General features: G+C 69.4%; 25 protein-coding genes and 1 pseudogene. 16 read left to right on the top strand and 10 right to left on the bottom strand.

The window, feature by feature from the left end; translation table 11 throughout:
- The first annotated feature begins 11 nt into the window (after positions 1–11).
- The gene (locus ACWEVP_RS44965; RefSeq protein ID WP_452068719.1) at positions 12–2,951 is read left to right on the top strand and encodes a glycosyl hydrolase family 65 protein; all 2,940 of its coding nucleotides are present in this window, start codon (positions 12–14) and stop codon (positions 2,949–2,951) included.
- 33 nt (positions 2,952–2,984) lie between these two features.
- Positions 2,985–4,124 (top strand): site-2 protease family protein, encoded by a 1,140-nt coding sequence (locus tag ACWEVP_RS44960; RefSeq protein ID WP_452068718.1) that lies wholly within the window; start codon positions 2,985–2,987, stop codon positions 4,122–4,124.
- A 5-nt stretch (positions 4,125–4,129) separates the two neighbouring features.
- Here ACWEVP_RS44960 and ACWEVP_RS44955 read toward each other — a convergent pair whose 3' ends face one another.
- On the bottom strand, positions 4,130–4,585 hold the full coding sequence (locus ACWEVP_RS44955) for a MerR family transcriptional regulator (RefSeq protein ID WP_452068717.1): 456 nt from the start codon (positions 4,583–4,585) through the stop codon (positions 4,130–4,132).
- On the opposite strand from ACWEVP_RS44955, the gene ACWEVP_RS44950 reads away from it, so the two are divergent.
- The gene (locus tag ACWEVP_RS44950) at positions 4,584–5,357 is read left to right on the top strand and encodes a methyltransferase domain-containing protein (RefSeq protein ID WP_452068716.1); all 774 of its coding nucleotides are present in this window, start codon (positions 4,584–4,586) and stop codon (positions 5,355–5,357) included. The genes ACWEVP_RS44955 and ACWEVP_RS44950 overlap by 2 nt on opposite strands.
- Here ACWEVP_RS44950 and ACWEVP_RS44945 read toward each other — a convergent pair.
- Together ACWEVP_RS44945 and ACWEVP_RS44940 are read right to left on the bottom strand one after the other, a co-directional pair.
- Positions 5,341–5,718, bottom strand: coding sequence for a hypothetical protein (locus ACWEVP_RS44945; protein WP_452068715.1), 378 nt, complete (start codon positions 5,716–5,718; stop codon positions 5,341–5,343). The genes ACWEVP_RS44950 and ACWEVP_RS44945 overlap by 17 nt on opposite strands.
- Entirely contained in the window at positions 5,715–6,494 is a 780-nt protein-coding gene (locus ACWEVP_RS44940) for an alpha/beta fold hydrolase (protein WP_452068714.1), read from the bottom strand. Before ACWEVP_RS44940 ends, ACWEVP_RS44945 begins: the two co-directional genes overlap by 4 nt.
- A gap of 97 nt (positions 6,495–6,591) precedes the next feature.
- On the opposite strand from ACWEVP_RS44940, the gene ACWEVP_RS44935 reads away from it, so the two are divergent.
- The 6 genes from ACWEVP_RS44935 (at position 6,592) to ACWEVP_RS44910 (ending at position 12,340) form a co-directional block, all read left to right on the top strand.
- Complete coding sequence (locus tag ACWEVP_RS44935; protein WP_452068713.1) at positions 6,592–8,019, top strand: MFS transporter; 1,428 nt, start codon at positions 6,592–6,594, stop codon at positions 8,017–8,019.
- Between the two features lie 19 nt (positions 8,020–8,038).
- On the top strand, positions 8,039–8,623 hold the full coding sequence (locus ACWEVP_RS44930; RefSeq protein ID WP_452068712.1) for a TetR/AcrR family transcriptional regulator: 585 nt from the start codon (positions 8,039–8,041) through the stop codon (positions 8,621–8,623).
- A gap of 147 nt (positions 8,624–8,770) precedes the next feature.
- On the top strand, positions 8,771–10,090 hold the full coding sequence (locus tag ACWEVP_RS44925; RefSeq protein WP_452068711.1) for an LVIVD repeat-containing protein: 1,320 nt from the start codon (positions 8,771–8,773) through the stop codon (positions 10,088–10,090).
- A gap of 17 nt (positions 10,091–10,107) precedes the next feature.
- On the top strand, positions 10,108–11,472 hold the full coding sequence (locus tag ACWEVP_RS44920) for a hypothetical protein (protein WP_452068710.1): 1,365 nt from the start codon (positions 10,108–10,110) through the stop codon (positions 11,470–11,472).
- Positions 11,473–11,885: 413 nt separating this feature from the next.
- Entirely contained in the window at positions 11,886–12,092 is a 207-nt protein-coding gene (locus ACWEVP_RS44915) for a heavy-metal-associated domain-containing protein (RefSeq protein WP_452068709.1), read from the top strand.
- Positions 12,093–12,097: 5 nt separating this feature from the next.
- Positions 12,098–12,340 (top strand): CDGSH iron-sulfur domain-containing protein, encoded by a 243-nt coding sequence (locus tag ACWEVP_RS44910; RefSeq protein WP_452068708.1) that lies wholly within the window; start codon positions 12,098–12,100, stop codon positions 12,338–12,340.
- Positions 12,341–12,600: 260 nt separating this feature from the next.
- On the opposite strand, the pseudogene ACWEVP_RS44905 reads toward ACWEVP_RS44910, so the two are convergent.
- A pseudogene (locus tag ACWEVP_RS44905) lies at positions 12,601–12,747 on the bottom strand (metal-sensitive transcriptional regulator); the annotation flags it as partial.
- A 381-nt stretch (positions 12,748–13,128) separates the two neighbouring features.
- Entirely contained in the window at positions 13,129–14,664 is a 1,536-nt protein-coding gene (locus ACWEVP_RS44900; protein ID WP_452068707.1) for a M28 family peptidase, read from the bottom strand.
- Between the two features lie 345 nt (positions 14,665–15,009).
- Between ACWEVP_RS44900 and ACWEVP_RS44895 the strand changes: the two genes are divergently transcribed.
- Positions 15,010–17,322, top strand: coding sequence for a hypothetical protein (locus tag ACWEVP_RS44895; protein WP_452068706.1), 2,313 nt, complete (start codon positions 15,010–15,012; stop codon positions 17,320–17,322).
- A 133-nt stretch (positions 17,323–17,455) separates the two neighbouring features.
- Here ACWEVP_RS44895 and ACWEVP_RS44890 read toward each other — a convergent pair whose 3' ends face one another.
- On the bottom strand, positions 17,456–18,355 hold the full coding sequence (locus tag ACWEVP_RS44890; RefSeq protein ID WP_452068705.1) for a LysR family transcriptional regulator: 900 nt from the start codon (positions 18,353–18,355) through the stop codon (positions 17,456–17,458).
- A 191-nt stretch (positions 18,356–18,546) separates the two neighbouring features.
- Between ACWEVP_RS44890 and ACWEVP_RS44885 the strand changes: the two genes are divergently transcribed.
- From ACWEVP_RS44885 to ACWEVP_RS44870, 4 genes are read left to right on the top strand one after another with little or no spacing between them, the layout of a single operon-like run.
- A complete protein-coding gene (locus ACWEVP_RS44885; protein ID WP_452068704.1) occupies positions 18,547–19,644 on the top strand; it encodes an aminotransferase class I/II-fold pyridoxal phosphate-dependent enzyme in 1,098 nt (365 codons plus the stop codon).
- A complete protein-coding gene (locus ACWEVP_RS44880) occupies positions 19,641–20,483 on the top strand; it encodes a transporter substrate-binding domain-containing protein (RefSeq protein ID WP_452068703.1) in 843 nt (280 codons plus the stop codon). Before ACWEVP_RS44885 ends, ACWEVP_RS44880 begins: the two co-directional genes overlap by 4 nt.
- A gap of 33 nt (positions 20,484–20,516) precedes the next feature.
- Positions 20,517–21,161 carry an amino acid ABC transporter permease gene (locus ACWEVP_RS44875; protein WP_452068702.1) on the top strand — a complete coding sequence of 215 codons (645 nt, stop codon included), beginning with the start codon at positions 20,517–20,519 and terminating at the stop codon, positions 21,159–21,161.
- A gap of 2 nt (positions 21,162–21,163) precedes the next feature.
- Positions 21,164–21,934: an amino acid ABC transporter ATP-binding protein gene (locus ACWEVP_RS44870; RefSeq protein WP_452068701.1), complete on the top strand. Its 771-nt coding sequence runs from the start codon at positions 21,164–21,166 to the stop codon at positions 21,932–21,934.
- 10 nt (positions 21,935–21,944) lie between these two features.
- Here ACWEVP_RS44870 and ACWEVP_RS44865 read toward each other — a convergent pair whose 3' ends face one another.
- Positions 21,945–22,547 (bottom strand): TetR/AcrR family transcriptional regulator, encoded by a 603-nt coding sequence (locus ACWEVP_RS44865; protein ID WP_452068700.1) that lies wholly within the window; start codon positions 22,545–22,547, stop codon positions 21,945–21,947.
- 152 nt (positions 22,548–22,699) lie between these two features.
- Here ACWEVP_RS44865 and ACWEVP_RS44860 point away from each other — a divergent pair, with 152 nt between their 5' ends.
- Together ACWEVP_RS44860 and ACWEVP_RS44855 are read left to right on the top strand one after the other, a co-directional pair.
- Positions 22,700–23,260, top strand: a complete 561-nt coding sequence (locus ACWEVP_RS44860) for a class I SAM-dependent methyltransferase (protein WP_452068699.1) — start codon at positions 22,700–22,702, stop codon at positions 23,258–23,260.
- 3 nt (positions 23,261–23,263) lie between these two features.
- Complete coding sequence (locus ACWEVP_RS44855; protein ID WP_452068698.1) at positions 23,264–23,890, top strand: DUF2218 domain-containing protein; 627 nt, start codon at positions 23,264–23,266, stop codon at positions 23,888–23,890.
- Between the two features lie 6 nt (positions 23,891–23,896).
- Here ACWEVP_RS44855 and ACWEVP_RS44850 read toward each other — a convergent pair whose 3' ends face one another.
- The 3 genes from ACWEVP_RS44850 to ACWEVP_RS44840 are packed head-to-tail and all read right to left on the bottom strand — an operon-like array spanning position 23,897 to position 26,287.
- Entirely contained in the window at positions 23,897–24,853 is a 957-nt protein-coding gene (locus tag ACWEVP_RS44850) for a M56 family metallopeptidase (protein ID WP_452068697.1), read from the bottom strand.
- Positions 24,850–25,212 (bottom strand): BlaI/MecI/CopY family transcriptional regulator, encoded by a 363-nt coding sequence (locus ACWEVP_RS44845; protein WP_452068696.1) that lies wholly within the window; start codon positions 25,210–25,212, stop codon positions 24,850–24,852. Before ACWEVP_RS44845 ends, ACWEVP_RS44850 begins: the two co-directional genes overlap by 4 nt.
- 58 nt (positions 25,213–25,270) lie before the next feature.
- On the bottom strand, positions 25,271–26,287 hold the full coding sequence (locus tag ACWEVP_RS44840) for a prolipoprotein diacylglyceryl transferase family protein (protein ID WP_452068695.1): 1,017 nt from the start codon (positions 26,285–26,287) through the stop codon (positions 25,271–25,273).
- Between the last annotated feature and the right edge of the window lie 424 nt (positions 26,288–26,711).

Raw genomic sequence — 26,711 nt, 5'->3', positions numbered from 1 at the left:
ACGAGATGATCATGAGGGGTGCGCAGGAGGAGTGGCTGCCGTCGGAACGCTTGGACGCGGTGTTGTTCGTGCTCAGCGGTCCGGGTTACGGCGATCTTGCGGGCCTTGGCGACCTGGCGCGGCTGGTGACGCGGCTGTCCGACGCAGGGCTGTTGACCGCAGGGGTTGGAGCCAGCGGCTTCACCGGACCGGAAGTGGCGCGGCTGTTCACCGTGGTGCCGGACGCGGGTGACACCGGATCCGCCCGGTTGCCGGACGTTCCCGATCCAGGACGGTTGTTGCACGCTGCGGACTTGCTGGGCGTGCATCCGGCACGGACCGCGGTCGTCTCGGCCACGGCGGCGGGAGTGGAGGCAGGCCTCCGGGGCGGGTTCGGGTTCTTCATCGGGGTGAGTTCACGCCACCGGTCCGGCCACGCCCTGCGCGCGCAGGGCGCCGACGTCGTGGTGAGCTGTCTCGACGAACTGGTCCCTGATCGGGAGCCGGCCGACCGGCCGATACGCGGCGAAGGGCCGGCGTCGGCGTGGCTGCTGGACTACCGCGGTTTCGATCCGGCGCTGGCGGGGGTTCGGGAGACCCTGTGCGGCCTGGGCAACGGCTACCTGGGCACCCGCGGTGCGGCTCCCGAGGCCAGGGCGGACGCCGTGCACTACCCGGGGACCTACGCTGCGGGCGTGTTCAACCGGCTCGGGCACCGGCTTCACGGTCACACGCTGGAGACCGAGAGCCTGGTCAACCTGCCGAACTGGCTGCCCTTGCGCTGGCGGGCCGAAGACGGCCCGTGGGTGGTGCCCGGTCACGCCGGGGTGGTCGAGTACCGCCAGACCCTGGATCTGCGCGCCGGGGTGCTGCACCGCCGTTACCGGTTCCTCGACCCGGCCGGCCGGGCCACCACGGTCGTGTCCCGGTGCCTGGTGTCGATGGCCACGCCGCACCTGGCGGCACTCGAGACGACGTTCATCGCGGAGAACTGGTCCGGCACCCTGCACGTCCGCTCCGGTCTCGACGCGCGGGTCGCCAACCGGCAGGGAGGTGAAGACGCGCTGCTCGGCGGCCGGCATCTGCGGTCGGCGGGGGCCGGCCGGAACGCCGCAGGCGTGTGGCTGCGTGTCGGCACCCGGCAGTCCCGGATCGTCGTCGGCATGTCGGTCCGCTCCCATCTCAGTGGTGCGGACCGGGTGCCGCGCCGGCTCGGCCCGGCGGCCACTCATCCCTATGAGGACCTCGAGATCCCGGTCCCGCGGGGAAGGCCGGTGTCGGTGGAGAAAGTCGCCGCCGTCTACACCTCCCGCGACCGCGCCATCACCGAGCCCGCGGCGGCCGCCCGCCAGGCGACCGCCCGCGCCGGAGGATTCGCCGGTCTGCTCTCCACGCAGGTCACCACCTGGCGGAAACTGTGGCAGCACAACCACATCGCACTGTTCGGCAACGAGGCGGCAAGCGAGCCGGCCGCGCGGCTGAACCTCCACATGTTCCACCTCCTGCAGACCGCCTCCGAGCACCTCCGCGATCTCGATGCCGGGCTGGGCGCGCGCGGCCTGCACGGGGAGGGCTACCGCGGTCACGTCTTCTGGGACGAGCTGTTCGTGCACCGGGTGCTGGCCCTGCACACGCCGGAGGTCAGCCGGGCCGTGCTCCGGTACCGCCACCGGCGGCTGGACGCAGCGCGCCATGCCGCGCGCGACGCGGGACACCGCGGGGCGATGTTCCCGTGGCAGTCCGGCAGCGACGGCCGCGACGAAACCCCGGCGGAACTGTTCAACCCCCGCTCGGACAGCTGGATGCCGGACCGCTCGGCCCACCAGCGGCACGTGGGGCTGGCGATCGCCTATTCGGTGTGGCAGTACCACCAGGCCACCGGTGACCTGGACTTCCTGCTCACCGAGGGCGCCGAGCTCATCCTCGAGATCGCCCGGTTCTTCGCCGACCTGGCCCACGAGAACCCCGAAACCGGACGGTACGAGATCACCGGTGTGATGGGGCCGGACGAATTCCACGACGGCTATCCCGGCGCCGACGCGCCCGGACTGCGCAACAACGCCTACACCAACGTCATGACCGCTTGGCTGTTGCGGCGCGCACTCGATGTCGTGACCCTGCTGCGGTGCCACAACGGGACCGAGCTGGTGGACCGGCTCGGCCTCGGCGAAGCCGAACTCGCGGGGTGGGCCGACCGGGCCGCCCGCATGTATGTCCCGTTCCACGGAGCGTGGATCATCAGTCAGTTCGACGGTTATGCCGACCTGGCCGAGTTCGACCTGGCCGGGTATCGGGCCCGCTACGGCAACATCGGCCGCCTGGACCTCATCCTGGCCGCGGAGGGCGATACCCCGAACCGCTACCAGGTCGGCAAGCAAGCCGACGTGCTCATGCTGTTCTACCTGCTCTCCGCCGAAGAAGTCCGCGAAACCCTGTCCGGTATGGGCTACGCGTGGCCGAAAGCGGCGCTGCAGACCACCGTGGACTACTACTTCGCGCGGGTGTCGCACGGATCGACCCTGAGCCGGGTGGTCCACTCGTGGGTGCGGGCCCGCACGGACCGGGCGTGTTCCTGGGACTGCTTCACCGAGGCGCTCGCGGCGGACGTCCTGGACACCCAGGGTGGCACCACCCGCGAGGGTATCCATCTCGGGGCCATGGCCGGCACGCTCGATCTGGCCGAACGGTGCTACCTCGGGCTGGAAACGCGCGAGGACGCGCTGTGGCTGAACCCCGTGCTGCCGGACGAGATCTCCCGTCTGCGGACCACGCTGACCTACCGGGGGCACCGGCTCGAGGTCGCGGTCACGGCCGCGGAACTCACGGTGACAGTCGTCGCCGATGGCCCCGAGCCGATCACCGTCCGCGTGCCCGGCGGCCGGCTGCGCTTCGGTGGTGCGAACGCCACGGCCACGATCCCGCTCGACCGGACGTCCACGGTGACCGCCGAGCCGGCCGCAGCCGAGGCGTGAACCGGCCGGTGCCCGACCCGAAAGGAGACCGCCATGGGTGAGGAAATCCGGCTCGGCCGGGTGGCCGGCTTCCCGGTGGCGCTCCACTGGAGCGTCCTGGTGACCCTCTGGCTGTTCACCTGGAGCCTCGCCTACTACACCCTTCCCGCCGAGGCCCCGGGTCATGCGACCGCGACGTACTGGGTGGCCGGAGCGGGCGGTGCGGTGCTGCTGCTCGGTTCGATTCTCACGCACGAACTGGCGCACGCGATCGTCGCCCGGCGCGCCGGGGTCGAGGTGAAGCACCTGACCATCTGGCTGTTCGGCGGCGTGGCCACCTTCGGCAGCGAGGTGAAAGACCCGCGGGGAGACTTCCGGATCGCCGCCTCCGGCCCGGCCACCAGCCTCGGCCTGGCGGCGGGTTTCGGTGGCGGTGCCGCGGTGCTGAACGCGGTGGGCGTCGCGCACATCGTCACCACCGTGGCTTGGTGGCTCGCCGGGTTCAACGCGCTGGTCGGCCTGTTCAACCTCTTGCCCGGCGCGCCCCTGGACGGTGGGCGGATCCTGCGTGCCTACCTCTGGCGCCGGCACGGAGACCGGGCGCGGGCCGCGCTCGGCGCGACGCGCGCCGGCCGGATCCTGGCGTTCGGGTCGATCGGCCTCGGCCTGGTCGAGTTCCTCCTCGGTTACTTCATGAGCGGCCTGTGGATGATCTTCATCGGCTGGTTCCTGCACACCGCCGCCCGCGCCGAAGAGACCCAGGTGCGTACCCGGCAGATGCTGGCCGGGGTCCGTGTCGGCGACGTGATGAGCAGCCCTCCCCACACCGGTCCCGGCCGGCTCACCGTCGACGCTTTCGTGGACCAGTACGTGCTGGGCAAGCGGTACTCGGCCTATCCCGTCGTGGGACCGGACGGCCGCATCGAAGGGCTGATCACCCTCGCCCGGCTCCGCGCCGTCCGGCCCGGTGACCGCGCTTCGACGCTGGTGCGTGAGGCGGCGATCCCGCTCGCGCAGGTGCGGACCGCGACGCCGGACCAGCCGCTGTCCGAGATCCTCCCCGGCCTGTCTCCGGACACCGGTGGCCGGGTGCTCGTTTTCGACGGCGACCGGCTGGCCGGCATCGTCACCCCGACGGACGTCGCCAGGACGATCGCGGCCCACGAGCTGCACCAGGCCGCCGCTCGCCACTGATCCGGTCAGACACGCACGTGTGGCACCCGGTCCGGGCTGATCCGGGCGGCCACCGTGGCCCGGAAGTGCGGGCACTCGGCGATGTCTTCGTGATCGCAGTCCAACGCGCAGTCGATCAGCTCCAGCGACGCCTGCGCCGCGGCGATCCGGGCGGCGAGCTCGGCGCGTCGGCGACGCAGGACAGCTGTCCGGCCGGCGGGATCCGGTGCGGCGAACATCTCCCGGATGTCGTCCAGGCTGAACCCGGCTTCCTTCGCGCGCAGGATCACCGCGACCCGGTACAGGTCGGCTGAGCCGTAGCGGCGACGGGAGGCGGTGACCCGAGACGGAGCCAGCAGTCCCACCGACTCCCAATGCCGCAGCACGTGGGTGGCCAGGCCGAAGCGCTGCGCGACCTCGCCGATGCTCATCTCCGCGTCGCTTGACTTCATGTCGACATTAAGTCGCAGCATGGCGGACATGTCCAGCACCACGACCTCTCAGACCGACGCCACCGAGTCCCTGATCCGCCTGCTCGACGCCGCGGACACGCTGCCCGGCGCGGCCGACCTCCGCGCCCACACCTACGACCTGCTGCAGCTCGACGAAGGTCAGCAGGTCGTCGACGTCGGCTGCGGCCCCGGCCGCGCGGTCGCCGAACTCGCCGCCCGGCGGGCCCGGCCGATCGGCGTCGACCCGGACCCGCTGATGCTCGACGCCGCGCGGCAGCGCTGGCCGGAGCAGGACTTCCGCGAAGGCGTCGCCGATCAGCTGCCGCTCGACGACGGCAGCGTGGCGGGATACCGCGCCGACAAGGTCTTCCACGAGCTCGCCGATCCCGCGGCCGCGGTGGCCGAGGCACGACGTGTGCTGGTGCCGGGCGGGCGGAGCGTCCTGATCGGCCAGGACTGGGACACCTTCGTCATCGACTCCGACGACCCGGAACTGACCCGCGCCATCGTGCACGCCCGCGCCGGCACCGTGCCCAGCCCGCGGGCCGCCCGGGGATACCGGACCCTGCTGCTCGACGCCGGCTTCGAGGACGTCACCGTCGAGGTCCGGACGGCGATCTTCACCGACCGGCTGATGCTGCCGATGCTGACCGGGCTGGCAGCCACGGCATCGGCCGCCGGGCCGGTCGAGCGTGCGGAGGCGGACGCCTGGGTGGCCGAGCAGGCCCGGCGTGCGGAATCGGATCGGATGTTCCTGGCTGTGCCGCTGTTCATCGCCGCGGGCGTCAGCCCGAAACGGTGACGGCCAAGGCGACCCAGCCCACGCTTGTCGCGGCGAACACCGCCGCGGCGAGCGCCTGAAAGCCGCGTGCCCGACTGAGCCCAGGGCGTACTGCCAATGGCAGAAACAGCAGCGGTTGCGCAACGGCGCCGATGGCGATCAGCGCGGCGATCCAGAACAGCGGCTCGGGGACTGCGGCACCGACGGCGACCTGGATCGTGCCCATCATGACCAGGTCCAGATGGGCCTGCCGGATGCGCTTGGGCCGGCTGACTCCGGCGCGACGTAGCACCGACGGCGCCTGGATCACCAGAACCATGAGCCAGCCTGACAACGCGGCGACGGCGAGTTCGACGATCCCGGCCGTAACGAGCGGCTTCATCGGGCGAGAACCAGCTCGGCCACGCGGTCCGGATCGTCGATCATCGGCACGTGCCCGCTCCCCGGAAGGGGAACGTGCCGGGCAGCGGGCAGGACTGCTTGCGCCCGAAGGAATTGGTGCGGTATGAGCAAGCGATCCTTGGTACCCCAGGCAATGGTGATCGCGTGCTGGTCGAGTCCGGAGCTGTTGCGGAATCGATAGTGGCGGCTGTGGGGGAGGATCGCGCCGACACCGGCGGCCCCGGCGAATCCTCGAACCGTTCGTGTCGCCTCTGCCGCGCTGAACCGGCTCGGCTGGCCGAAGTAGACGCCGAGTGCGACCGCGCGCAACGCTTGCCGGCGCATCAGGTGGGACGCGATCGGTGCGAGAAGTTTGGCGAGTACGCGGGAGGCTCGCAGCACCGCGACGACGTACGTCACGTCCCGGGAGGACCAGAACCCTATCGGCGAGAGGGCGACCACGGCCCGCGCCCGCCCTCGCCGCGCCAGCTCCAGCGCGATCGCCCCGCCCAGCGAGTTGCCCACGACGACCGGCCGGTCGAGGCCCAGGCCGGCCAGCAGTCGCTCGACCTGCCCGGTCAGCTCCAGCACGTCCAGGACGCTTCCGCCGGGAAGGGAAGAGGCACCGTGGCCGGGCAGGTCGACGAGAACGAGTTCGCGGTAGGGCGTGAGCAGCTCGGCGATCGGGTCCCAGGCGTGCCGGTCGTGGCCGATGCCGTGCAGCAGCACGACCGGCGGGCCGCTGCCACGCCGCTCGAACGCCAAGGCGGGTTCCATCAGGGCCTCCTCAATAAAGCGAACACTACTGTTCGACTTATCTGCGATCGAAGCGTACCTTAACTCGAACAGTAGTGTTCGAGTTAAGGAGCTGGCGATGACACACCCCAGTACTCACGTGGCGCACGACGCGCCACCCACGATGCGCCGCTGGTGGGTGCTCGTGCTGTTGTGCCTGGCCCAGTTCATGGTCATCCTCGACGTCACCGTCGTGAACGTGGCGCTGCCGGTGATCGCCGACCAGCTGCACCTCGATCGCGCCGGGCTGACCTGGGTGGTCACCGCCTACACGCTGTGCTTCGGCGGGCTGATGCTGCTCGGCGGCCGCCTGGCCGACGCGCTCGGCCGGCGGCGGATCTTCCTTGCCGGGCTGGCCGTGTTCACCGCCGCCTCGCTGGTGTCCGGGCTCGCGGTGAACGCGACGATGCTCGTCACCGCGCGCGCCGCGCAGGGTGTCGGTGCCGCGATGCTGTCGCCGTCCGCGCTGTCGATCGTGACGACGATCTTCCGCGGCCCGGACCGCAATCGGGCGCTCGGCGTGTGGGCCGCGATCGGCGGTGCGGGCGCGGCCGTCGGCGTCCTGCTCGGTGGGGTGTTCACCGCGGGCCCCGGCTGGGAGTGGGTGTTCTTCATCAACGTGCCGGTCGGCGCGGTGGTCGCGATCGCGCTGCCGCCGCTGATCCGAAGCCTTCCGGCGCCGCGGTCCGCGCGGGTGGACGTGCCGGGTGCCCTGGTCGCCACCGCCGGGGTCGCCGCGGTGATCTACGGCCTCGTGCGCGCGGGGGACACCGGCTGGACCGACCTTTGGACGCTGGTCGCCTTGGTCGCGGGGCTCATCCTGCTCGGCGCGTTCGCCGCCATCGAGCGTGCGGTGCCGGAGCCGCTGGTGCGGCTGACGACGTCGGCGCGGCGGCCCGTGGTGGCCGGGAACCTGGTGATGCTGGTGGCGTCCGGGCTGTTGCTGTCGGACTTCTTCCTCGCCTCGCAGTATCTGCAGCACGCGCTGCGGCTCAGTGCGTTGCGGACGGGGCTGCTCTTCTTGCCGGTCGCGCTGGTGATCGGCGTCGGGACGCATCTCGGAGTCCGGGTCGTCGGCCGCTTCGGCGGACGGACGGCGGCCGCCGCGGGGTTCGCGCTGGCCGCGATCGGAGCCGCCCTGCTGATCCGGTTGCCGGCCGAGGGCAACGCGCTGCTCACGCTGTTGCCGGGATTCGCCGTATCCGGTCTCGGGCTCGGCGCGGCGTTCGTCGCCTCGACGACCACCGCCATGGCCTACGTCGACCCGCGCGACGCCGGCGTGACGTCCGGGCTGATCAACACCGGCCACGAACTCGGCGCGAGCCTCGGGATCGCGTTCGTTTCGACGCTGGCCGCGAGCAGCCTGGGTGCCGGTGCGGGTGTCGGCGGCTTCGGGACGGCGTTCGCCGGCGCGGCGATCGTGGCCGCGGTGATGGCCGTCGTGGTGCTCGTTCTGGTTCCGGCCGGACGTCCGCCGGCCACCGATGGGCCGGTGTTCGCGCACTGAGCCCCGTAGGGTTGGGCCTGTGAGCAGTACGACAGGCCGGCGCCGCGCCGACGCCGAGCGCAGCATCGCCGCGATCCTGGACGCCGCCGCGGCCTGCCTGGGCACGCAGCCGCAGATCAGCATGGCGGAGCTCGCCCGGACGGCCGGCGTCGGCCGAGTCACCCTCTACGCGCATTTCCCGTCACGAGAAGCTGTCCTGGAGGCGGTCCTCGAGCGCGCGATTGCCGAGGCCGGGGCCGTGATCGAGGAGAGCCGGCCGGAGGAGGGCACGGCGGACGAGGCGCTGCGTCGGCTGCTGCGATCGTCGTGGCAGGCCCTCGACCGGCACCGGCGGCTGTTCGAGGTCGCCCGGCGGGAGCTGGGCGCGGCCCGGCTGCGTGACTTCCACGACCCGGCGATCGAGCGGATCGACAAGCTCGTCGCCCGCGGCCGCCGGGACGGCGTCTTCCGGACCGACCTGCCGCTGAGCTGGCTGGTAACCACCGTCTACACGCTGCTGCACGCGGCTGCCGAAGACGTCAACGCGAACAGGCTTCCGCAGGCGGACGCCGGTCACGTCCTCGAGGCGACGCTGATGTCCGCGCTCGCGCCGCCTTCAGCCTGAAAGCGATTCGCCGGAACCGTCCACTTCGGTCTCTTTGTCCGCTCTCAAGGGCCGATCGTCTGGTGACATCCGTAGTGCCGCGGAGGAGAATCCCCCACGCACTTGTTCGCGTCACGGACAATTCTCCATCGTCGCCGGGGGTGCGGGATGAGACGTTCACGATCGGTGTTGCTGGGCAGCCTCTTCGGCCTGGTGTTGCTGGGGTCTTCGATCCCGGCCAGTGCGGCCCCGGACGAGAGCCGGCCGCCGGGCGGAGCCGTGCTCGACAACTTCCATCTGGTCGGGCATTCCGCGCTCGACGGGTTCGGTGACTACGGCGACATCTCCGCACACGGGAACTTCGCCTACATCGGCAGCCGATGCTCCGGCACCCACCAGGGCGGCGACGGTGTTCAGATCGTGGACATCTCGCACCCGAACCGGCCGCGCCTGGTGAGCAAGCTGCCCAATCCGGCTTACACCCGTGCCGAGGACGTCACCGTGCTCGACGTCCGCACGCCGTCCTTCACCGGCACGCTGGCCGTTGTCGGTATCCAGGCCTGCTTCAGCAGCGGGCACGAGACGGAGGTCGTGCCCGGCGTGCGGCTGTTCGACGTCACGGACGCCGTGCACCCGGTCCTCCTCGGGCAGTGGGACCTGCCGCAGGGGACTGTCGGCTGTCACGAGATCGACGCCGTGCAGCGCTCAGACGGCAAGGTCCTCGTCGCCTGCGCCCGCAACCTCGTCGACCACCGGAACAGCAACGGCGCGACCGCACTGCACCTGATCGACGCCACCAACCCGCGCAGTCCACAGAAGCTGACCGACTGGTCGCTCAACCTCACCACCGACCAAGGCGTCGGCTGCTCGGCCATTCAGTTCGCGCACAGCGCGCGGTTCGAAGACGGTGGCAACTCGGTGTACGTCTCGTACTGGGACGCCGGAACCGTTCACCTCGACATCGCGCAGCCCGCCACACCTGTGGTGGTCAGCGACACCAAGATCACGCCACCGGACGAAGACGGCGACAACCACTCGATGACGTTGGCGAACAACGGCAAGTGGCTGATCATCAACACCGAGGACACGTCTCCGGAGGACTGCCCCGGCGAGTCCGCGTATGGCGGTTGGGGCGAGGTCCACGTCTACGACAACACCAACCCGAAGCAGCCGGTGTTCCTCGGCACCTTCTCCACCGGTGACAGCCGCTCGACCCGCACCGACGGCGAGTTCACCGACCACAACACCGAAGTCGCCGCAGGCGGCCAGCTCTTCTCCTCCTGGTACTCCGGCGGCATCGTGTGGTGGACGATGAACGAGCACGGCGTCAGCACCCAGCGCGGCCAGTTCGTGCCGCCACCGAACAGCGATGGTTCGCCGGCGTCGGTCTGGGGCGTCTCCGTCGACCAGACTCACAACGTCATCCTGGCCAGCGACATGACCAGCGGTCTGTGGATCGTCAAACCCGCCCGGCTCGGCACCCTCTGACCACCCTGGAGACATCGATGGGACGCTCCCGCCTACTCGTGTCGCTGCTGGCCGCCTGCACCTTGGCGACCGGCAACACCGCCTACGCCGATTCGCCGGCCGCATTGCCCACCGGCCCGGTCGACGCGCAGAACGTGGCATGGCTGGCGCACGCGGACACCCCGTCCGCGGTGGCGGGCCTCGCGTTCATCGACTACCCCGGGCGCCACGACTCCGACGTCATGTTCGCCGACGGGGTGTTCGGCCTGCGTGCCTGGTCGCTGTCGGACCCGAAACACCCGAAACTCATCGGCGAACTGCCCGCGTCGGCGCTGGCGCTGCCCGGCGACGACGTGAGCAAGGGCTTCTGGGAAGGCGAGCACCTGCAAGTCGACCCGGTGCGGAAGCTCGTCTTCCTCACGCGTGATCCCCGGGCCTTCGGCGGGAACAAGCAGACCGGCACCTCGGGCATCGACCTCGTCGACGCCCGCGACCCGGCCCACCTGCGGTTGATCGGCTTCCACGAAGAGCCGGGCGGGCACACCTCGCAGTGCATCAACGACTGCCGCTACCTGTGGAGCGGCGGGCCGTCGCACACCGGCACCGGAAACCAGCCCCCGGACTGGCAGGGTCAGCCCGCCTGGGTCACCGACGTCAGCCGCCCCGAACACCCGTACACCTTCCCAACGCCGGTCGATCTGCACCGCAACGACGGCGTCACCGACTACGTGCACAACACCGACGTCGATGCCGCGGGTGTCGCCTGGGCCTCTGGCGCGGGCGGCGTCCGCGGCTACTGGACCACGGGGATCCACTTCGACCCCGTTCAGGGCCGGGTGCGGATCGCCACCGCCGCCGATCCGGTTCCGTACGCCGGAGGGAAGATCATCAGCCCGAACGACGCCACCTACACCTTCGACCACAATTCCTGGCACCCCCTGCGGTCCATCGGCGGCTTCGCGCCGGGCGAACTGCTGTTCGTCACGGACGAGGACTTCGGTGACACGTGCGCCGACGCCGGACGGCTGCTCATCGTGTCGCTCAAGGGCAGCTATGGCGGCGAAGCCTGGCGCTCGACGCCGGAGCACCCCTTCCGGCTCACCGTGGTCGGCGACTGGGGACCGGTCGGCAGCCCGGGTGAGCAGCCGAACGCGGACTGCTCGGCGCACTACTTCGCGCCGCTGCCCGGCGTCGGCGACGGCAACATCCTCGTCCAGGCATTTTATGGGCAGGGCACGAAGTTCATCGACTTTTCCGATCCCCGGCACCCGGTTCAGGTGGGCTATTTCTTCCCACGGGGGAGCGAGGCTGCTGTCCCGGCTTACCATGACGGTCTGGTCTATGCGGCGCAGTACTCCGGCGGGATCGACGTCCTGCGCTTCACTGCGCCGCGTCGCTCCTAGTCCACCGTGTACACCAGGATGAAGATCGCGGCCGCGAACTCCTTTAGTCGGAAGAAGATTCCCGTCTGCTCCTGTTTCCGTCCTGGAGAGGGGTTCGGCGGGCCCGCTGTCCGAGGCCTGGCGCCGTCGGCTCTCGCCCGGGGCACCAATGCCCCGCATGCGCCGGGTCTGCGGGAAGTCAGTTCGCGAGCGACACTGCCTCGGCGGCCGAACCGGTGGTGCGGTGCGTCGCCGGCGCGGCGGTCCGCGGCCGTCGCGACTGACCCGCAGCTTTGCTGGACGCGGCCGGGAGGCCGACGACATCCGCGTGGACTTCATCGGGTTTACATACCCTACCCCCGTAATGTTATGGTGGCTGATGTCGGCTGATCGTCTTGTGCCGGCGCCGAGACTTGACTCGAAGGGACGATGTGATGGAGACCAGCGTGTACACGGTCAAGGGCATGACCTGCTCCGGTTGCATGAACAAGGTGACGGGCGCGGTCAGTGGTTTGGCCGGTGTATCCGAGGTCGATGCCGACATCGCCAGCGGCGAGTTGACCGTGGTCAGCGAGGGGCCGGTGAACGCGCAGCTGGTTCACGCTGCCGTCAAGGACGCCGGCTACGAGGTGCTGAGCTGAACGCGATGCCGGGACGGGACGGGTCCGTTCCCGATGCTGTGGTCAAGATCGTGGAAAACGGGCCGTATCAGGTGAAGGGTCCGGTGCGGCTGGTCGATCACGACAACAATGAGTACGACCTCGAGGGCAAGCGTTCGTACTTGCTCTGCCGTTGTGGACAGTCCGCGAAGAAACCGTTCTGCGACGGCGCGCACGCCCGTACCGATTTCACCGCCGAAGAACGCGCTGAGACAGCGGTACGGCAGTAGGCGGGCCCGGGTGGTTGAAAGGATCCAAGCTGCCCAGCCACCCCGCGGCACTAAGATCGGTGGGCTTCCGCGTGCTGGTAGTACACCGTTGGATAAAGGAGTTCAAGTGGTCGGATCCGCATTGCGTCGCCAGTCACCCAGGATCCGCGCCGCGCTCCGGTCGGACACGAGCCGTGCTGTTCTGGCCTGTGTGCTCGGTTGCGCAGTCCGCGTGCTCACGCACAAGAATCGCAGTGAACGTTCGTTGCCGGACGGCCCGGTTAGGACCGAACGAGCCGCACGATCGCATCGGAGGCTTCACTGAGCTTCGTCTCGGCGTCCTTGCCGCCAGCCGCTGGTGCCTGCACGACACAGCTCGAAAGGTGTTCGTCGAGCAGTCCCGAGGAGAACGACTGCAGTGCCCGTGTCACCCTGCGCAGGGCTTCGGGCGAGTTGATCCTGCGTCGTCCGGCTCGCAGTAGCAGGCGTGTCGACGATGCGGCGGCCGGCCGGTTCCCAGGCCGTCGGCCGCCGCACGCACAGCGGGTCGAGTCCTTAAGGAAGAGACCCGCCGTTGTCGGGCCGGCACGAAGCCGACGCCTCGCGCGGAGACCCCGTGCAAGGTGCCGCGCGTACCAGCCAGAGTACTAGACGACGTAGTAGACCGGGTGAGTGGGCTCGGGGAAGTCCACTGAATGCTGCCTGCTCCGGCTCGCTGGACTTCCGGTTGGTGCACCAAGGGTTTCGAAACCGATCGGACCCGGCCTGGTGCTGGAACCGGCGCGGTGGCCGGCTCCAGCACCATTCACTCACCCGAGAGCAGCCGGGTTCGCCGGAGCTGCCGCAGCCATGCTGCGCTGTGCCCGCAGCCGTGCCCGGTCCGCGCGCGGCTGAACGCCGTTCACGCCCTCGGTGCTGGTGGCGTACGTCCCGATCACCCACGCGGTGGCGTCGGCGTTCCGAGCCGCGGCGACGCGGTTGATGTTGCCGAGGTTGTCGCAAGCGAGGTGGTAGCACGGGTCGAAAGCGACGCCTGCCTGGCCGCCCCACTTCGCGGCCTGCGCGGCCGTCTTGAGCTCCTCGGCTCCGGTGAACGTTCCGCCGACCGGGATCCCGGCGTTCATGAAGCCGACGTAGTCGGTGCGGCCGTCGAAAGGCGTGCCTTCGGTCTGTACTCCGCGGGATGCGAATCGATCGGCGAAAAGCTTCTCGATCTGGGCCGAGCCGAACGGAGCCGGACCGGAGTTCGCCCCGTCCGAGTTGTCGCCGTCGAAGACGAAGTAGCCCGCGTTCTGGGAACCCATCATGTCGAAGTTCAGGTACATCGCGATGTCCAGCTGCTGCTCGAAACTCAGCGAATTCACGTAGGCCGTCGAGCCGACGATGCCGAACTCCTCGGCGCTCCAGAAGCCGAACCGGACGGCGTTGTTCACCTTCGGCTTCGCGCCGAGCTGCAACGCGATCTCCAGCAGCATGGCGCCACCGCTGCCGCCGTCGTTGACCCCGGGGCCTTCGAGCGTGGAGTCCACGTGGGAGCCGGCGAGCACGACGTTGTCCTTCCGGCCAGTCTTGGTCTCGGCGATCACGTTGACGCTGGTGCGGTTTTCCCGGAGCTCCCGCAGGTCGAGAACCGTGGCCGCGCCCTGCTGGGCGCTGAGCGCTTCGCCGTCGGCCTTGCTGATCCCGCCGGTGGGGATCCGGGCGGTGCTCGGGTCGCCGAGGGTGCCGTTCAACGCACCGTCGACGTTGTTGTAGATGACGGCGCCGACTGCGCCCGCATCAGCCGCCAGCTGCTGCTTCAGGGCGAAGGCGCAGCCGCCGCGCTTGATCAGCGCGATCTTGCCCGACACGTCGACGCCGGCGTAGTCGGTCGCTTCACAGCCGGGCGTGGTGTCCGTTCCCGCGGGGACCACGCCGAGGGGTGCGGTGATCCCGCCCGCCGGGGTCGCCGTGCTGTAGGTCATCAGGACGATCGGCACGGACTTTCCGGCCACAGTCAGCTTCTCGGCCAGCGTCTGCGTGAACAGGAACGGGAACTCCTGCTTCGTGACGTCGAACCCGGCGGCGGTGAGCTTGTTGGCGATGTAGTCGGCGGTCTCCTTGTGGCCGTTGGTGCTCGCCGCCCGGTTGCCCCCGTTGCGGTCGGCGAACCGCTGCAGCGCGATGAAGTTCCGGTTGATCGCGTCGATGGTCACCTTGCGGGTCAGCTGACGGGCCAACGCCGGCCCGTCAGCGTCGCCGGCCGGCCGGGGAGCCGCGTCGGCCGGAACGGCGGCGAAGCTGATCGCCGCCGCGGCGGCGCACAAAGTGGCACCCAAGCGGAGTATCGGTCTTGCAGGCTGCATGGCAAGCTTCCCTTCTTTCGAGCACGGCCCCAGGGCCACTAAGAGGGATAGTAGTCACGACTGTCCGATTCGGGCACCGACTGAAGTGTGGAGGCGCGGCTTCGTGCTGGGGTTCGACGGAAATAGACAACTATGTTGGATAGTACTCGACGCGGTTTGCGGTACGCGAAAACCCGTCGACATCGCCGTATGGCCGGCGGACCGCGGTTGAACAAGTCGTTGCCCGGGACGTGTATCAGCGACTGCTGTGCCGGCTCTTCATCGGACGAGAGCACTACTAAGCTCCTTCGCAGACAAGAGCCCTCGCGACCCGCGCCTGCGAACCGCACGTACGAGGAGGGCGCAATGCCAGGCACAGCCGGACCGGCAGCCGATGATTCCATCCACGACAAGTACGAACTCTGCACGAAGGCCCTGTACAACGGCGCTCGCAAGCTCAGCGAGCTGGACGACGTGATCGGCCTCGGGCTGGCACCGAAGCAACGCGGGGACGTACTGCTCCGCGACGAGCCCGCGGTGGTCGTCTACGTACGCGAGAAGAAGCACCTGAGCGAACTCGCCGACGATCAGCTGATTCCGGCGACGATCGACGACGCGCCGACCGACGTCGTCGTCCCCGGCCACCGTCCGGGCCAGGCCCGGACCGGCCAGGACTTCACCAATGTCAACTGGGCAAAGGTGCACGCCGGCAACCCGGACCGCGAAGTCAACCTCGAACCGCAAGCCGACTTCGACGTGGACGACGTCGCGGTACTGCAGATCGACGACACGTTCGTCACCAACGGCACCATCGACTGGGCCAAGGCGACCAAGCGATTCCTGGCCGGCCACGCCGACGTGTTCGACTTCGTCACCTTCTACATCGACACCGCCACCGGACTGCCCGGCCAGGGTTCCTTCCACAGCGGCATCTACAACACGACGACAGGCATCAACTACTACGGCGGGTCGACGCTGAACCAGCGTTCCGCGTTCGGCAGCACCAAGCTGCTGGCCTTCCAGTCGATCGGCTGGATCGGCAACCAGGTCCTGCTGCAGGAGACCGGCCACATGTGGGGCGCCTACGTGCGCAACCGCGATTCCCGGAGCGGACCGAACCGCTACGACCTGCTGATCAGCAACAGCGGGCAGGGGATATACCACTGGGGCCGCTACTTCGACAACGACCACTCGCCCATGGACTACGACGGCATCGACTGGCAGCCGCTGGGCGGAAACCAGTTCGCCGCCCACGGCATCGCCGACGACCGCTACCACTTCTGCCCATTGGACCTGTACCTGATGGGCCTGGTCCCACCGGGAGAAGTCGGGCCGTTCTCCGTGATCCAGAACCCGTCGGCCAGCACCGGCACGATCACGGGCACCGCGAAGAAGATCGGCGTCGACAACGTGATCTGGGCGGAGGGCCCGCGTAACCCGGCGTGGCCGAACACCCAGAAGGTGTTCAAGCAGGCGTTCATCGTGCTGACCAAGGACACGAGGGCCTCGAAGAACTTCATCGGCCAGGTCGCCGAGCAGCGGCGTGCGTTCACATGGCAGTTCTTCAAGGCCACCCGGTTCCTGGGCCAAGTCGACACGACGTTGCGCCCGTACGTGCTGCTTCCGCGGATCCAGCAGGTCGCGGTCTCGGTCGACGACGACCGCGCGGTCGTCGGCTGGGAATCGTTCCCGGCCACCGCGGGCCGGGTCAACTACGCCCTGACCCCGGCGGCGTTCCGGCGGGACCAGGCGCACACCGATCCGTTCCTCACGGTCTCGGACACCCAGGTGAGCTCCTCGCACGGTCTTCAGCTCACCGGCCTGACCCCGGACACGACCTACCACCTGGAGATCGTGGCCGAGACGGCGGAGGGGCTGGTCGCCCGCGGCGAGTCCGTGCTCTACACGCGCAAGACCGCGGACACCTGCGCGCCCGACATCAGCAACGTTTCGGTCGCGTTCGTCAAGGGCAAGACCGACGCCGTCGTCGCCCGGTGGCACACCGACGAACCGGCCGATGCGCGGGTGCGCTACGGCACCGGGACCGGGCCCACCCTGCAGCGCTACGACGGGCTCCCGGCCACCAGCCACGGGATCTCGCTGACCGGGCTCGCCCCCGGCAGCTACGTCGTGTCCGTGGAGAGCCGCGACGCGGCGGGCAACCTGACCGTCGAGGACAACGGCGGCAGCTACTACCGCGTAACGGTACCCGCGCCGGCCGCGACGAACCTGACGGCGATTGATCCCGCTGAGCTGGCCAGGCGTACCGCCGAGATCAACGACGCGGCCGAAAGGGGAGATGTGGAGCGGGCGATCCACGCTACCGGGCAGCTGGTCCTCGACGTCGGCGCAGCCGAGCTGGCCGGGATCGCGGGGCGTGACGGTCTGTCCGGAACCCCGTTGGAGGTCGCGGAAACCGCACTCACCGCGCTCGGCGAACGGCTGGGAGCCACCGTGAACGTCGTCGAGCGTGGCGAAGGGTACGTCGATCTCGAGGCAACGCCCGATCCGCTGCGCGCGCTTTGCCTGCGGCTTCCTGCAGACACCGTCGCGCAGGAAGCGGCGTTCCCCGTGTTGCCCGGCGTGGTGGCCGCGGTGGATCCGCGGCTGGCGCTCATCCCGCATCCCGATGGTGGGCCCGGCCGCTACCGGCTGAGCGAGGTGTCCGGCTCGCGGTGACATGCGGTTGCCGCCGTCCTGGCGGAAACGCACGAACTTCCGGTGTCCGTGGCGGTGAGTGAGGATTCGCCCGCCGCCACGAGCACCGGACAACGCTCGCAGGGAAGACGGCCGAACTGGTGGTGGACGTCGGTCAGCTCGATCCGATCAAACCGGCGATAGTTGCGGTGGCGGCATGCAACCGCTTGATCGCGTTGCGTTCGATGGCTTCGGGGCGGTGGGCCAGCCGAACCTGCACTTCCAGGCCGGTGTCAGGCATCGCCAACTGACAAAGCTGGCCTCGCCGTAGCGCTTGGGCAGCTGCGAAACGAGGGAGGACGGCGACGTACCCGTGGCGCACCGCGAGGTCGACGACGACGTCCGGAGCGCCGACCAGCCGGACTGGGTGTTCGATGCTCCGCTGCGGCCCGGTGAACGATTCCGCAAGTTCGAGCGCCTGATCGCTCCAGTTGTGCACGGCCAGCGGCGTGGTCAGAAGGTCCTCCGGCCGGAGATCGCTCCGGTGGGAGGCCGGATGATGCGGCGCGGCCACGGCCGTGATCGGCGAGCCGGCGACCAGCCACGCGTCCAGGCCGGGTGGTAGCACCCGCTGCAGCACGTACGCGGCGTGGGCGCTGCCGTCGAGCAGCGCGGCGACCGACTCGTCGCTGTGCGCGATCCGGCACACCAGATCGACCGGTTCCCCCGCCATGGCTGCGAGGACGGCCGGGAACACCACGTTGCCGATACTCGCCGGTGTGGCGACGACCAGCCGTTCCCGTCCCTCCGCCCGAACAGATGCTTCGGTCTCGGCCAGCAGCTCGAGGCATCGCCGCGCGTAGGCGCCGAGTCGTTCACCCGCCGGGGTGAGCGTGGTTCCGCGGTGACTCCGGTCGAACAGCCGCGTGCCGAGCCGCCGCTCGAGCGTCGCCATCCGCGCGCTCACCGAGGGCTGGGCCAGCTGGAGTTCGACCGCGGCGCCACCGAAGCTGCCCGCTCTGGCCACGGTCAGGAACACCAGCAGGTCCATGGTCTCGATGGCCGGACCGCTCATAGGCAGAGTCTAGGACTGTCCACAGGGAACCGCTCTACCGCCAACGCGGTGACGGAGGGACCGTGTGAGACATCGTTTCACCTGTTCGAGTGATCAGGAGACTGTCTGTGGACGTGGCGCAAGAACCCGTTTGGAGCGTCGAGCGGTCGGTCGCCCGTCAGTGCAAACGGTGGTCGACGCACCCGCCGGGGGTGCTCGACCTCCACGTTGCGGAGATGGACGTGTCCGCCTGCCCGCCGGTGTTCGACGCGGTCGGCCGGGCGGTGCGTGAGGAGGCCTTCGGGTATCCCGTGCCGGACACGCTCACGGAGGTTCCCTGGGCCGCGGCGAAATGGCTCGGTGAACTCGGCCTGAGCGTGGACGCCTCCGCCATCCGAATCGTGCCGGACGTGATGCGCGGGATCGCCGTGGCGATCCGGCGGCTCACCCGCCCGGCGTCCGCGGTGCTTGTCCCGACGCCGGCCTACCCCCGGTTCTTCGAAGTGACGTCCCTCGCCGGTCGCGCGTACGTCGAGGTGCCGATGCTCGAGGGGCCCGACGGGCTCGTGCTCGACCTCGACGCCGTCGAGCGGGGACTGCGCGAGGGCGCGGGCAGCGTGCTGCTGGGGAACCCGGTCAACCCGACCGGCACCGTTCTCGGCGTGGACCAGCTGTCGGCCCTGTCCGAGATCGTCGACCGGTGGGGCGCGAGAGTGATCGCCGACGAGGTCCACGCCCCGATCCGCTACGGCGTTCCGTTCGTTCCCTATGGTGCCGTGAACGACGCGAGCAGGGCCCATTCCGTCACCGTGACGAGCGCGACGAAGGCCTGGAATTTCCCGGGACTGCGCACCGCCGTGGTTGCCTTGACTTCGCCGGACGATGTCGAGGTGTGGAACGGCCTCCGGCACGCCGAGACGAGCGGGACCAGTCCACTCGGGATGGTCGCCACGGCTGCCGCGCTGGAGCTCGGCGGTCCTTGGCTCGCGGCGGTGTTGCGGGCGTTGGACTCGAGCCGCCGCATGGTGGGTGAGCGCTTGGCGCGCGCCGGTCTCGGCGAGATGTACCGAATGCCGGACGCAACCTATTTCGCCTGGCTGGATCTGCGTTCGTGGGATTCCTCGGCTCCGGCCGCACGGCTGCTCGAGACCGCCGGCGTTGCACTCGGCGAAGGTGCCCACTACGGCGCTGCCGGGGCGGGGTTCGTCCGGTTGAACTTCGCCACCCCGCCCGCCCAGCTCTCCCAGGCATTGGACCGCATCATCGCCGCCGTGCGCAGCGGAGGCCGTACGAGAGGTAGCCGACCATGACCATCGCCCCGAGTCTTCCGCGCCGGATCCTTGTCCTGATGGTCGCCGGTGCCGCGCTGACGGCGTGTTCCGTGGGGGGTCCGCGGAACAGCGGCGACCTGCTGGGCCAGGTCCGGCAAGCCGGCACCCTGCGGGTGGCGAACACGCAGTCGAACCCGCCCTGGAACTTCCTCGATGAGGCGACCCAGCCGACCGGGTACGACGTCGACGTCGCACGCGAACTCGCGAAGCGGTTGGACATCAAGAACGTCGAGTTCGTACCGTCCACCTTCCAGAGCTTCATCGAGGGTGTCCGCGCGGGGCGCTTCGACGTGGTGATTTCCGGCCAGACGATCACTGCGGAGCGCAAGAAGCAGGTGGACTTCTCGGTGCCCTACGAGGTGAACGGGGTTTCGATCTTCGTCAAGTCCGGCAACCGGGCCATCGGCGGCGTGAGCGACCTGGCGGGCAAGGTGATCGCGGTCTCCGCCGGCACGACCCAGGAGGCCTACGTGAAGAACAAGATCCCCGGGGCGACGGCGAAGACCTACCAGAACGCCACGCTGGCACTGACCGACCTGGCCCGGGGCAATGCCGATGCGGCACTGGTCTCTCGCTTCCAGGGCGCGTATCTGGCAGGCAAGAACAACCTGGCGGTCGTACCCGCCGGGCCGCTGCTGGAAAGCGAGGTCAACGGGATGACATTCCGGCAGGGCGCGGGAGCCTTCAAGCAGGAAGTCGACCGGGTGGTCACGGACATGATCAACGACGGCACGCTGACCAGGATCTCGCAGAAGTGGCTCGGCGGGCTGGACATGGCTGCCGAGCTGAAGAAGCTGCCTGCCGGTCAAGGCTCGTGATCCGGTGCGGCCAGGACGGATGAGGAGACGACCATGAACCTGTTCGCTGGGTTGTTCCCGTTACTGCTCCAGGGGATCTGGGTCACGCTGTTGCTGGGTGTGGTGTCGTTCGTGCTGGGGTCGTTGCTGGGCGGGCTGATCGCGCTGGCCCGGATCTCACGCTGGCGGGCTCTGCGGGCCGTGGCCATCGCCTACGTGTCGGTGTTCCGCGGTACTCCGCTGCTGATCCAGATCTTGGTCATCTACTTCGGACTGCCGCAGATCGGGATCCAGTTCGAACCGATCCCGTCGGCGATCCTCGCGCTGACCCTGTTCTCGGCCGCCTACCTGTCGGAGAACTTCCGCGGCGGGATCGTCGGTGTCGACAAGGGGCAGTGGGAAGCCGGTTTCTCCATGGGGATGCCCTACTGGCGGGTCTTCCGACGCTTGATCGTCCCCCAGGCGCTGCGGATCGCCACTCCTGCGGTGGGTGGCCGTTTCATTGCTCTGATGAAGGACACGTCGCTGGCTTCCGTGGTCACCGTGGTGGAGCTGACCCGGGTCGCCGAGAGCGTTGGTACCGCCACTTTCCGTTACATGGAAGCGTTTCTGGCCGCCGGCCTCATGTACTGGATGATCAACACGGTCCTGCTGCTCGGCCAGAACGCGCTCGAGCGCCGGTTGGGGAGGGCGTACTGATCATGGCCGACTTCGTGGTGGAAGCACACGGAATCCGCAAGTCGTTCGGGCCGCTACCGGTGCTCAACGGCGTGGACCTCGCGGTGTCCAAGGGCGAGGTCGTGGTGCTGATGGGCCCGTCCGGGTCCGGCAAGACCACGCTGATCCGCTGCCTGAACCTGCTCGAGGAGCCTGACGCCGGCCGGCTGAGCCTGTGTGGCTGCGCCTTCGAATGCGGACCCCGTCGCGGGAACCGCGCACGGGCCCGGCTCACCCAGCGGATGCGGCAGCGCACCGCGATGGTGTTCCAGCACTTCAACCTGTTCCCGCACATGACCGCGCTCGGCAATGTGATCGAGGGGGCGAGGTTCGTCCGTCGGCTGTCCGGAGAGGACGCCGCGGCGCTCGGCGAGCGGCTGCTGGCCCGAGTCGGGCTCGCCGACAAGCGAGACGAATACCCGGCCCGGCTTTCCGGTGGTCAGAAGCAGCGCATCGCCATCGCTCGCGCGCTCGCGATGGAACCCGAAGTGATCCTGTTCGACGAACCCACCTCGGCTCTCGATCCCGAGCTGCGTGCCGAGGTCCTCGACGTCATCAAAGAGCTGGCCGGGGAAGGCATGACCATGGTCGTCGTGACCCACGAGTCGCACTTCGCTCGCGAAGTCGCCGACCGGATCGTCTTCATGGACGGCGGCGTGGTGGCCGAGACGGCCGCGCCGGAAAAGTTCTTCACCGATCCGGCGCATCCGCGGGCCCGGGCGTTCCTCCGGCTCGTCGATCCGGGACACGGCTGACGAAGATGTCTCAGCCTGGCCGGCCGGGCGGGCGCAAACCGGCCAGGGTGATCTCGACCAGCCGGTCGGCCGCGGCCTCCGAGGCGAGGCCGCCGGCGGCGGTGAGCGCGTGCAGGCAGTAGGTGGCCAGCTCGCCGGGGTCGATGTCGGCGCGGACGGCCCCGGCTTCGGCTGCCTCGGTCAGCAGATCCCGGAACATGCCCAGCAGATGGCTTTGGGCCTGCGCGACGTGCTCGTCCGGATGCAGGAGGGCGGCGAGTTCGGTGCCGTACGGCTGGCTGTGGTGGTGGCGTACGCGCTCCTGGTGAATGAGAGCGTAGGCATGCAGGACCTTCTCGAGCCGGGTCGTCGCGTCATCGGCCTTGTCGCGGACCTCGGCGAGGCGGGCCAGATGGCTGCCGATCCGGCGCTCGTGCCAGGCGGACAGGATCGATTCGACATCGGGGAAGTACTTGTAGAGAGTCGCTCGCCCGATGCCGGTCTTGTCGGCGATCCGCGACATCGTCACCGATGTCAGGCCGTGTTCGGCGACGAGTGCAGCGGTCGTGTCCAGCGTCGCCTCACGCACCGCCTGGCGGTGCGCCTCGATCGTCTCGTTCCACAACTTCGGCACCAGCCGATCGTACACAACGGCCTAGTTGATACAGTATGCATTGACAGCGACATACTGTATCGATAAAACTTGGCGCGCCCGACCCCGAAAGGTGTGCGCTCATGGCCGGACCGGCTTCTCGCCCCCATCCACACGCTCCGGAAGACCTTTACGTGACCAGGCCGCCCTGGGACATCGGCAGACCACAGCCAGCGTTCCGCGCCCTGGCCGAGGCCGGCGAAATCCGGGGCAAAGTGCTCGATGTCGGTTGCGGCACCGGGGAACACGTCCTGATGGCGGCCGGGCTCGGACTGGATGCGACCGGTGTCGACCTGGCCTCGGCAGCACTGCGCGCAGCCGAGGAGAAGGCCCGCGAGCGAGGACTCACGGCGCGGTTCCTGCAGCACGACGCCCGCGGACTCGCCGAGCTCGGCGAGTCCTTCGAAACGGTGCTCGACTGCGGGCTCTTCCACATCTTCGGCTCCGGAGACCGGGCCGCGTTCGCCGAGAGCATCCGCGCTGTCCTCGTCCCTGGCGGCCGCTACTTCATGCTGTGCTTCAGCGACCGGGAACCGGGTGACGGCTGGCCGCACGTGCACCGGGTCACCCGGGACGACATCGCGGCCACGTTCACCGACGGCTGGCGGGTCGACTCGATCCGACCCGCGACGATCGAGATCATCGTCGAGCCGTACAGCATCCGCGCGTGGTCCGTCGCGCTCACGAGGAGCTGAGTCATGCCGGTTGCCGAAGCCGACGTCCGGACTTCCCGGGCGAGCCGGTTCGTCGTCCAGCTCTGCCGGCACGCCGAAGCGATGAGCGGCCGGGCGAAGCACTTGCACGGTGGCGACGCCGAAGCGGACCATCCCGAGGTGGTACGCGTCGAATGCGACGAAACCGAAGGACGGATCGAGTTCAATTGGGGTCTGTGCGTCCTGCGGTCCAGTTCGGACGCTCTGTCGATACGCGTCGAAGTCGACGGCGAGGAACGCCTCCGGTGGATCCAAGACCTCCTTGCCACCGACCTCGAGCGCTTCGGGCGCCGTGACGGCCTCGAAGTCACCTGGCGCGGGAACGAACCGAGCCGCGAAACCGTCGTCGGTCGAGGCAATCGTGGCACAACGGTCGCTTTGGTCGCGGCCGCCGCGGTGGCGGTCGTCGCGCACGTGGTGGCCGGCCGCGCCGCGCTGGCATCGTGGCAGTGGACCAGCGTGGCCGCGGACCTCGTCCTGGGCGCCGTTGTCCTGAAGATCCTCGTGGTGGTTGTCTTGTCGCGGCGAGGGATCCGGAAACGCCGCGGCCTTGCCGCGCACGCCCTCGGTCACCTGCGCTCTCTAGGGCCCAAGGCCGGACCACCGGAGTGAGGGGGATCAGCCGCCGGTGAGCGGGCAGGCGACCACCGCGATTCCGACGAGGAGCGCGGACCCGGTGATCGCGGGCAAGGCGGTCGCGGCAGCGGCCACGAAACCGCAGGAGAGCACCCGGTGCAGGCGCCCGGCCGGTGCCTTGCCGGAGTCGAGCCGCGCCAGCCGCAAGTCGACGTTGCCCTGTGCCATCGCCAATGTGCCGTCCGGGGCCGAGTGCCCGGCGACGCCGATCAGTGCCGTCCGGACCGCGTCCGCGCCGCACGCCCGGACCGCGGCCGTGTCGGCGACCAGTTCGACCAGTTCCCGGACAGCCGCCGGGGCCCGGCGGAACAACGGGACGAACGGCAGCGCCTTGCCGAGGGCGTCGACCCAGGTGAGCACGAAGTGGTGGCGGCCGCGCAGGTGTGCTTGCTCGTGCGCCAGCACGGCGGCGACCTCGCGAGCCGACAGGTGCCGGCTCAGCCCTTCGGTGGCGACGATGACCCCGCGGCCGTCGGCCAGGCTGAAGGCCATGGGTTCGTCGTGGTCGAGCCACCAGGTCGTGGGGGAACCGGAGTCGCACCGTGCGGCGATCCGCAGGATGGACAGGTGCTCCCGCCGGGTCCGTGCCCGGCGACGAGCGACGCGGACTCCGGTCACGGCGAACCGGCCGAGCAACGCCGTGACGAGGAGGATGCCGAGCACGCCTGCGAACTCCTCGGCGCGCGGAGAGGTGCCGTGGGAGATCGCTTCGAGGCAGCCGTGGATCGCCGACGCGATGCTGGTGCCGTTCCCGTGCCCGGGGAACAGGAGCAGTGCGATGCCGGACACCGTCGCCGCCAGCACCCCGGCCGCCGACAGCAGCCAAGCGGTCAGCAGGGCGAGCGGCTCCGTGCGGGTCAAGTCCGCGCGGCCGAGCAGTGCCGGCGCCAGCCAACCGGCGGCGAAGGCGCCCAGCAGGAGCGCGAGTGCTGCCGTCATCCGTCGGCGACCGTCCGCCGGAGTCCCTGGCGCAGGACGGCCGACTCGTGATCGGTGGCCGACCGGGCGAAATGCAGCAGCACGGCCTCCGGATCGCCCGACTCGTCGAGCACCTTCCGCAGGGACCGCGCCGCGGCCTCGGTGCGGGTGACGGCGGGGTCGTACGCGTAGGCCTTACCGATCCGTTCGCGGCTCACCCACCGCTTCCGGTGCAGGTTGTCCAGAACTGTCATCACGGTCGTGTAGGCCAGCGGCTTCCCGGTGTCGAGCCGGTCCAGCACCTCCCGCACTTTCATGGGCGCGCCGGCGGTCCAAAGGACGTCCATTACCGCCCGTTCCAGCTCGCCGAGTCCCTGCACGGGCCCTCCACCGGATAGTCGGCCGACACTACTAGGGGCCCTAGTATAGCTTAGCCGTTCAGGCCTGCACCAAGATCGCGGTGACCGCGATCAGGACGAGACCGCACATTCCCATGGTCGCGATGCGCCCGGCCCGGGTGTGCGGATCGGACCGGAGGGGGAACAGCAGCTGCCGTCCGAAGGTGTAGGCCGCGACGGCGCCGGCGAAAGCGGCGCCGCCGACGGCCGGTGTCACGGTGAGGTCGACCGCCAAGCTGGCCAGCCCGATGACCAACGCGAGAGCCGCCTCGGCAAGCTGAACGGGATGGCGGCGGATGGCCAGCCTCCGGTCGGACGACCACAGGCCCCACCGCGAGCTGGTCGGTCGTCCGGCGCAGCAGCCGCTGAGGAAGCACCCGGGCCGGCCGACGGCCATGCCGAGGAACAACCCGGGGGCTGTGGCGTCGAGCAGCGTGCCCACGGGCAGCCCGGCCATCGTCGCGCCGATCGCCAGCGTGCCGAAAGCTCCGACGAGGAAACCCTGAATGCACGCGCCGGCGGTGAGGATCGTCCGCGGGTGCCGACGGTGCTGAACCAGGTACCACGCCTTCGCCGTCGCGAAGCCGATGGTGCAAGCCAGTACGGCGAGCAGGAAAGTGCCCAGGACGTCGAAGTGGGCGCGGGACACGAGCGTTGCTTGCAGCGCGATCGCGACCACCGCGCCGAGGCCCACCAGGACGGGCCACCAGACCGGGTGCACCGCGGGGCCGTGTGCCAGCACGACCAGCCGTGTCCGTGCGACCGAGACCTGCCGCGGTAGCGCGAGCCCTGCCAGTGAGGCGCTGCGCGCGACGGGTTCGGCCACGACGCGCCATTCGCCGGGGGTGATGTCCGATATCCGTGCTGTGATCGCGACGGGTCCGCCCCGCGCGGGGATCTCGTCGATGCGCTCGATCCGCTCGAAGCGATCGGCCGGTCCCCGGACGACCGCGCCGCTGCGGGTCCCGCGAAACCGGACAGCGACCGCCGCCGAATCCTGCCCCGGTGGGACGTCGAACCGGTAGGTGACGGCGAGTGCTTGCGGCTCGGCGTCCATGACCGCGTCGGCGCAGCCTCCGCGTGCTGTCCGTCCGGCCGTCGATTGCGACGGCAGCTCGGGTGGTGCCGGAGCCCGGACTATCTGCTCCGCTTCCTGGTGGGCAATGGTCGAGCGGACCGCTTGGCGCCAATCAGTGTTGTCCGTGTGTGGTCGCGCGGGCCTGCGGGGCTTTGTCCGCTTCCTTGGCGTCTTGCCACTCATTGACGAAGGGCACTGCGTGGGAGGAACCGAGCGGCGACTCGACCGGGGTTTACTACCATTCATAGTACGAGTGTAGATAGTAGGTCCGCCGCGCCTTGTGAAGTTTGCGTGAGAAGTCCGCTTGAGCCGACTGGCTCATCCCCCTGTTGCTGCTATCCATCATAGTAGATATGACTACTATGGAGGATAGTTGTCATTGAGGGTGGCCTGGGTAAGCCCG

The sequence above is a fragment of the Amycolatopsis sp. NPDC003865 genome, assembly GCF_053605345.1.
The sequence above is the reverse complement of the archived record's forward strand: the minus strand, read 5'-3'. Positions and strand labels throughout refer to the sequence as shown.

Coding starts and splice junctions, on each gene's coding strand:
- ACWEVP_RS44875 (WP_452068702.1), top strand. CDS start 20,517: ATGAACCTGTTCGCTGGGTTGTTCCCGTTACTGCTCCAGGGGATCTGG.
- ACWEVP_RS44940 (WP_452068714.1), bottom strand. CDS start 6,494: ATGGAACCCGCCTTGGCGTTCGAGCGGCGTGGCAGCGGCCCGCCGGTC.
- ACWEVP_RS44910 (WP_452068708.1), top strand. CDS start 12,098: ATGCCGGGACGGGACGGGTCCGTTCCCGATGCTGTGGTCAAGATCGTG.
- ACWEVP_RS44895 (WP_452068706.1), top strand. CDS start 15,010: ATGCCAGGCACAGCCGGACCGGCAGCCGATGATTCCATCCACGACAAG.
- ACWEVP_RS44900 (WP_452068707.1), bottom strand. CDS start 14,664: ATGCAGCCTGCAAGACCGATACTCCGCTTGGGTGCCACTTTGTGCGCC.
- ACWEVP_RS44840 (WP_452068695.1), bottom strand. CDS start 26,287: ATGGACGCCGAGCCGCAAGCACTCGCCGTCACCTACCGGTTCGACGTC.
- ACWEVP_RS44935 (WP_452068713.1), top strand. CDS start 6,592: ATGACACACCCCAGTACTCACGTGGCGCACGACGCGCCACCCACGATG.
- ACWEVP_RS44960 (WP_452068718.1), top strand. CDS start 2,985: ATGGGTGAGGAAATCCGGCTCGGCCGGGTGGCCGGCTTCCCGGTGGCG.
- ACWEVP_RS44920 (WP_452068710.1), top strand. CDS start 10,108: ATGGGACGCTCCCGCCTACTCGTGTCGCTGCTGGCCGCCTGCACCTTG.
- ACWEVP_RS44850 (WP_452068697.1), bottom strand. CDS start 24,853: ATGACGGCAGCACTCGCGCTCCTGCTGGGCGCCTTCGCCGCCGGTTGG.
- ACWEVP_RS44925 (WP_452068711.1), top strand. CDS start 8,771: ATGAGACGTTCACGATCGGTGTTGCTGGGCAGCCTCTTCGGCCTGGTG.
- ACWEVP_RS44890 (WP_452068705.1), bottom strand. CDS start 18,355: ATGAGCGGTCCGGCCATCGAGACCATGGACCTGCTGGTGTTCCTGACC.
- ACWEVP_RS44915 (WP_452068709.1), top strand. CDS start 11,886: ATGGAGACCAGCGTGTACACGGTCAAGGGCATGACCTGCTCCGGTTGC.
- ACWEVP_RS44945 (WP_452068715.1), bottom strand. CDS start 5,718: ATGAAGCCGCTCGTTACGGCCGGGATCGTCGAACTCGCCGTCGCCGCG.
- ACWEVP_RS44950 (WP_452068716.1), top strand. CDS start 4,584: ATGTCCAGCACCACGACCTCTCAGACCGACGCCACCGAGTCCCTGATC.
- ACWEVP_RS44965 (WP_452068719.1), top strand. CDS start 12: ATGAGGGGTGCGCAGGAGGAGTGGCTGCCGTCGGAACGCTTGGACGCG.
- ACWEVP_RS44870 (WP_452068701.1), top strand. CDS start 21,164: ATGGCCGACTTCGTGGTGGAAGCACACGGAATCCGCAAGTCGTTCGGG.
- ACWEVP_RS44855 (WP_452068698.1), top strand. CDS start 23,264: ATGCCGGTTGCCGAAGCCGACGTCCGGACTTCCCGGGCGAGCCGGTTC.
- ACWEVP_RS44880 (WP_452068703.1), top strand. CDS start 19,641: ATGACCATCGCCCCGAGTCTTCCGCGCCGGATCCTTGTCCTGATGGTC.
- ACWEVP_RS44955 (WP_452068717.1), bottom strand. CDS start 4,585: ATGTCCGCCATGCTGCGACTTAATGTCGACATGAAGTCAAGCGACGCG.